This window comes from Streptomyces viridosporus (genome assembly GCF_002078235.1).
In the GTDB taxonomy this organism is placed as follows: domain Bacteria; phylum Actinomycetota; class Actinomycetes; order Streptomycetales; family Streptomycetaceae; genus Streptomyces; species Streptomyces viridosporus.
In genome coordinates this window covers 1-5,500 of sequence record NZ_MSGP01000606.1, presented here as the reverse complement: position 1 = coordinate 5,500, position 5,500 = coordinate 1, and the positions used below count along the sequence as shown (strand labels likewise).

The following is a 5,500-nucleotide window of genomic DNA, read 5'->3' as shown; positions in this document are numbered from 1 at the left end:
ACGCCCAGTTCCTCGATGAGGCGGCCCCGCAGGCCGCGGTACACCTCCAGGGCGTGGGCCTGCCGCCCCGACCGGTACAGCGCCAGCATCGCCTGCGCGTGCAGCCCTTCGTGCTGGGGGTGACGCGCGATCAGGTCCATCAGCTCGGCGACGAGTTCGGCGTGGCGGCCCAGGTGCAGGTCGGCGTCGATCCGGCGTTCCACGGTGGCCAGCCGGGACTCCTCCAGCCGCAGCACCTCGATCCTGAGGACCGGGCCCATCGGCACGTCCACCAGCGCCGGTCCCCGCCACAGGCCGAGCGCCTGCCGGAAGCTGTCCGCGGCCCGCCGGTGGTCGTCCGCGTCGAACGCCGCCCGGCCGGCGGCCACCAGACGTTCGTAGGCGTGCACGTCGCTCCTCTCCGGCGGTATCCGCAGCAGGTAGCCGCCGTGCCGGGTCGCCAGGACGTCCTTGGCCGTGCCGGCGTCGGAGCCCATCGCGGTCCCCAGCCGCCGGCGCAGCTGGAGGATGTACGTCTGGAGGGTGGTCATCGCACTCTGCGGCAGCTCGGTGCCCCACACCTCCTCCAGCAGGGTCGGAACCGGCACGATCCGGCCGGGGTGGAGCGCGAGCAGCGCCAGGATCTGCCGCGGCTTGCCGGCCGTCGGGACGATGGACCCCCCGTTGACGGCGGCACACAGCGGACCCAGAACCCGAATCTCCATGGTCTCCTCCGTACATCGTCGAACTCCCCCGATGGCTCAAAGCCGTCGGCCCGTCGCACGCTAGCCCCGTTCACCCCGGTCGCTCCGTCCTCTTGAGCGACGTTCGAGCGGCCTTCCACGCTGGGGTTTCGCCTCCCGCGGGGCCCGGCTCGAAACCGTGTGCACGAACGCTCGAACCCCGCTCGGGGCCGCTCCCCCGGCCCGGGCGGCCCGTTATCGTCCGGAATCCGATCCCCGACCACCGAGGGAGGCACCGTGCGCCCCTGCCTGTTCGTCCCCGGTCGCGCCGTCGCTCCGCTGCCGCGGCACCGGCCGGTCACGGTCACGGTCACGGTCACGGTCACGCGATGAGCGTCCTCGACCGTCCGCCGCCGCGGGAGGGAGGGACCGCGGCGGCGACCGAGTTCCGGCTCCTGGGCCCGGTCCGCATCCGCGACGCCGCCGGCCGGGAGGTCGTGCCGCCCGGTTCCAAGCAGCGTGCCCTGCTGGCCGCGCTCGTGATCCACGCCGGGGAGCTGCTGTCGGCGGAGCGGCTCACCGAGGAACTGTGGGGGGGCGCCCTCCCGGCGAACGCGCCCAACGCGCTGCACGCCCACGTGGCGCGGCTGCGCCGGCTGCTGCCCGCCCGGCCGGGCCCGGCGGAGGGACCCGAATGGATCACGACCCTGCCGAGCGGGTACGTGCTGCGGCTCGGCACGGCCACCACCGACGTGGAGCGCTTCGGCCGGCTGTCGTCCGAGGGCCGCGCCCAGGTGGCGTCGGATCCGCCGCGGGCCGCCCGGCTGCTGCGCCGGGCGCTGTCGCTGTGGCACGGCCCGGCCCTGCAGGACGTGGGCGCCGGACCGATCTGCGCCCGCGAGGCCGACCGGCTGGAGGAGATGCGCCTGTGCACGCTGGAGATGCTGCACGAGGCGAACCTGCGCCTGGCCAGGCACGGCGAGATCATCGGCGAACTGGAGCGGCTGACCGCGGACCATCCGCTGCGCGAGCGGTTCTACGACCTGCTGATGGTGGCCCTGTACCGCAGCGGCCGGCAGGCGGAGGCCCTCGGTGTGTACGAGCGGGCGCGCCGCTGCCTGGTCACCGCGCTCGGCATCGAGCCGGGACCGGCCCTGCGCGGCCGGATGGAGGCCATCCTCGGCCACTCCCCCGGCCTGGGCGTGCCGGGCCCGTGCCGGCCGGACGGCGGTGTGCCGGATCCGGGCGGCGAGATCGCCTGGTTGCGGCGTCGTGTCGAGGAACTCACCCGGGAGCACGAGCGGTTGGCCCGTCGCCTGGAGTCGGTCGCGGTCCGGCCTCCGGAGCCGGTGTGACGTCCCGGCACCCCTGCGCGACGGGGCCCGCGTGGTGCGGGCCCCGTCGCGGTGTGCCCGGGTGCCGTGCCGCACGCGGGCGGGGGGCGCCGCGCGTCAGGCGGCCGCCTCGGCCGGGCGCGGGACCCCGGGCGGCCGGGTGCGGTAGCGGCCCGTCTCGCCCGGGGGGACGAGGACGGGCAGCAGCAGGTCCCACAGCGCGTCCATCCGGATGCGCAGGGCGTGGCGCGGGCTGGTGCCGGCCAGGTCCCCTATCCCGCACAGCAGCGCCGACAGCAGCGCCTCGGCCCCGCCGTCCCCGGCCCGCACGCGGGTCTCGCCGGCCGCTTCCGCCAGGTCGAGCAGGTGGCGGACCTCGTCGATCCACACCTGGTGGAAGTCGGCGACCGGCCGGTCGGCGCACTCGTACGTGATCCGGAAGCCGGCGCGGATCAGCGGCTCCTCGTGCAACGCCCGGGCCAGCCAGTGGGTGAGGTCGATGAGGACCTGCACGGGCGGCACGCCCGCCTCCCGCTGCCCGCGCACGAAGGTGCGCAGCATCGTGCGTCCCTGTTCCTGCACGGCGTCGGCCAGCCCGTCCTTGGAGGCGAAGTGGAAGTACAACGCCCCCTTGGTCAGGCCCGCGGCCGCGGCGATCTGCCCGAGCGTGGCGTTGGCGTAGCCGTACCGGTCGATCAGGTCCGCAGCCGCCCGAAGGAGGCGGTGGCGCGTCCGCTCCGACCTCGCCTGCATCTGTCCTCCCCTGTCTCGTGCCGTCGGTGGTCCGGGCCGCGGACGCGCGGCCCGGGTCAGCCGACCCGGGTCAGCCGCTTGTGGTCCGCGGTGCCCGTCGGGTCGAGCGGTCGCTCGGAAGCGGCCATGAGGATCTGGAGCTGCAGCCGGCGCAGTCCCGCCGAGGGCTCCAGGCCCAGTTCCCGCACCAGCGTGGTGCGCAGCCGGTGGTAGACGTCCAGCGCCTCGCTGCGCCGCCCCGAGCGGTGCAGGGCGAGCATGAGCTGGCCGTGCAGGGTCTCGTGCGTGCGGTAGCGGCTGACCAGGACGGTCAGCTCGCCGAGCAGTTCGCGGTGGCGGCCGAGCCGCAGGTCGGCCTCGATCCGCTGGTCGAGCGCGCACAGCCGGGTCTCCTCCAGCCGTCGGATCTCCACCTCCAGCTGCGGGCCGGCGTGCACGTCGGCGAGGGCCGGACCGGTCCACAGGGCCAGTGCCTCCCGCAACTGCTGGGAGGCGCGCGGGTGGTCGCCCGCGTCCATGGAGCGGTAGCCCGTGCCGGCGAGCCGTTCGAACTCCTGGACGTCACCGGTCCCGCCGAAGGTGCGGAGCAGGTAACCGCCGGGCGTGGTGACCAGCACGTCCTTCGCGCTGCGCGCGGGGGCCCCGTCCGGGGCGTGGCGGAGGGCGGCCGTGATCAGGTCGCGCAGCTGCAGCACGTAGGTCTGCAGGGTGGTGCGCGCGCTGCGCGGCGGCTCGTCGCCCCACAGCTCCTCGATGAGCCGGGCCACGGGGACGACGCGGTCGGCGTGCAGGGCCAGCAGCGCGAGCACCTGCCGCGGCTTCGGGGCCGTCGGCGTCACCGAGATTCCGTTCTCCGTGACGGCCAGCGAGCCCAGTACTTGGATGTCCACGCCTCTCCCCCATCTGCGTGAGTCGCCGGTCACCCGGACCTCTCCTCAAGTCCCTTCCAGCACAGTCGAGTTAAAGACAGTCCCGCCGGTTTGTCAATGACAAACCGGCTTGCCTGTTTGATTGAGGGAGAAGCGGGGCTCTGGACCGTCGCAGGCGGGATCGAAACGTATAAATGCCGCACTCACTAGCCAATTGACGCACTGTCCGTCGTGTCGAGCAGACCGCAGTCCCGGAAATGCGGAGCGTCGACGGGCTGCAACGGGCACTGCGGTTTGTTATCGGCTGTCGACTCGGTGACTACTGGGGCGGGTTGCCGTGCTTGCGGGAGGGCAGGTCGGCGTGCTTGGTGTGGAGCATTTCCAGCGAGGAGATGAGCACCTGGCGGGTCTCGGCGGGGTCGATCACGTCGTCGACCAGGCCGCGCTCGGCCGCGTAGTAGGGGTGCATCAGTTCCGCCTTGTACTCCTTGACCATCTTCTGCCGCATGGCCTCGGGGTCCCCGGCCTCGGCGATCTGGCGGCGGAAGATGACGTTGGCCGCGCCCTCCGCGCCCATCACCGCGATCTCGTTCGTCGGCCAGGCATAGGTCAGGTCGGCGCCGATGGACTGGGAGTCCATCACGATGTAGGCGCCGCCGTAGGCCTTGCGCAGGATCAGACTGATCCGCGGCACGGTGGCGTTGCAGTACGCGTAGAGCAGCTTGGCGCCGTGGCGGATGATGCCGCCGTGCTCCTGGTCGACCCCCGGCAGGAAGCCGGGCACGTCCAGGAGGGTGAGGATCGGGATGTTGAAGGCGTCGCACATCTGCACGAAGCGGGCGGCCTTCTCGGACGCCTCGATGTCCAGCACGCCGGCCAGCACCTGGGGCTGGTTGGCGACGATGCCGACGACCCGGCCGTCCATCCGGGCCAGGGCGCAGAGGATGTTGCGCGCCCAGCGCTCGTGGACCTCCAGGTACTCGCCGTCGTCGACGATCTCCTCGATGACCCGGGCCATGTCGTAGGGGCGGTTGCCGTCCACCGGGACCAGGTCCAGCAGCGCCTCGCCGCGCCGGTCGGGGGCGTCGGCGCTCTCTGCCCGGGGCGGGTTCTCCCGGTTGTTGGACGGCAGCAGCGACAGCAGGTAGCGCACCTCGGCCAGGCAGGTCTCCTCGTCGTCGTAGGCGAAGTGCGCCACGCCGGAGGTCTCGGCGTGCACGTCCGCGCCGCCCAGGCCGTTCTGGGTGATCTCCTCGCCGGTGACCGCCTTGACCACGTCGGGGCCGGTGATGAACATCTGCGAGGTGTCGCGGACCATGAACACGAAGTCCGTCAGCGCGGGGGAGTAGGCGGCGCCGCCCGCGCACGGGCCCAGCATCACCGAGATCTGCGGGATGACGCCGGAGGCCCGGGTGTTGCGCTGGAAGATGCCGCCGTAGCCGGCCAGCGCCGCCACGCCCTCCTGGATCCGCGCGCCGGCGCCGTCGTTCAGCGACACCAGCGGCGCGCCGGCCGCGATGGCCATGTCCATGATCTTGTGGATCTTCGTGGCGTGCGCCTCGCCCAGCGCACCGCCGAAGATGCGGAAGTCGTGCGCGTAGACGAAGACCGTGCGGCCCTCCACCGTGCCCCAGCCGGTGACCACCCCGTCGGTGTACGGCTTCCGGGCCTCCAGCCCGAAGCCGGTGGCCCGGTGCCGGCGCAGCTGCTCGACCTCCCGGAAGGAGCCCGGGTCCAGCAGCAGCCCGATCCGCTCCCGCGCGGTCAGCTTGCCCTTGGCGTGCTGCGCCGCCGTCGCCTTCTCGCTCGGCCCGGCCACCGCCCGCTCGCGGATCCCGTGCAGCTCGGCCACGCGGCCGCGCGCATCGGCCGGTTCGCCCGG

General features: G+C 73.3%; 5 protein-coding genes. 1 reads left to right on the top strand and 4 read right to left on the bottom strand.

All coding sequences use genetic code 11. The features are described 5' to 3' along the window. On the bottom strand, positions 1-704 hold a 704-nt coding region (locus tag B7L92_RS34095; RefSeq protein WP_081241108.1), incomplete at its 3' end, for an AfsR/SARP family transcriptional regulator. Between the two features lie 347 nt (positions 705-1,051). Between B7L92_RS34095 and B7L92_RS34090 the strand changes: the two genes are divergently transcribed. Next, positions 1,052-2,017, top strand: a complete 966-nt coding sequence (locus tag B7L92_RS34090) for an AfsR/SARP family transcriptional regulator (protein WP_081241107.1) — start codon at positions 1,052-1,054, stop codon at positions 2,015-2,017. A gap of 96 nt (positions 2,018-2,113) precedes the next feature. Here B7L92_RS34090 and B7L92_RS34085 read toward each other — a convergent pair whose 3' ends face one another. The 3 genes from B7L92_RS34085 to B7L92_RS34075 all read right to left on the bottom strand — a co-directional run. Continuing rightward, the gene (locus B7L92_RS34085; protein WP_081241106.1) at positions 2,114-2,749 is read right to left on the bottom strand and encodes a ScbR family autoregulator-binding transcription factor; all 636 of its coding nucleotides are present in this window, start codon (positions 2,747-2,749) and stop codon (positions 2,114-2,116) included. Between the two features lie 56 nt (positions 2,750-2,805). Beyond that, entirely contained in the window at positions 2,806-3,639 is an 834-nt protein-coding gene (locus B7L92_RS34080) for an AfsR/SARP family transcriptional regulator (protein WP_081241105.1), read from the bottom strand. A 298-nt stretch (positions 3,640-3,937) separates the two neighbouring features. Beyond that, positions 3,938-5,500: acyl-CoA carboxylase subunit beta (locus B7L92_RS34075; RefSeq protein WP_107501697.1), on the bottom strand; the 1,563-nt coding region annotated here is incomplete at its 5' end.